The sequence below is a fragment of the Liquorilactobacillus sicerae genome, from assembly GCF_029916425.1.
Classification (GTDB): domain Bacteria; phylum Bacillota; class Bacilli; order Lactobacillales; family Lactobacillaceae; genus Liquorilactobacillus; species Liquorilactobacillus sicerae.
Genome location: NZ_JAHAVQ010000384.1, coordinates 1 through 255 on the forward strand (window position 1 = coordinate 1; position 255 = coordinate 255).

The following is a 255-nucleotide window of genomic DNA, read 5'->3' on the forward strand; positions in this document are numbered from 1 at the left end:
TCTACTTCGTTATTACATGTCAGCAGAGACTTAAATCATGCTTATCAGAAACTATTTAAAGATCATGTTGGATACCCTAAATTTAAGTCAAGAAAATTTCCTAAACAAAGCTATCAAAGCAACTCTGCTAACAAAAATATTCAAGCTCTAGATAGTACCCACCTAAAACTTCCTAAACTTGGCACAGTCTGTTTAAAATCTGGTAGAGAAGTAATAGGTAAAATTAAAAATGTTACCATTCGACTTTCGGCTACT

General features: G+C 32.5%; 1 pseudogene. It reads left to right on the plus strand.

Going from position 1 to position 255, the window contains the following annotated elements:
* Window positions 1-255, plus strand: a pseudogene (locus KH893_RS12935) (RNA-guided endonuclease TnpB family protein); the annotation flags it as partial.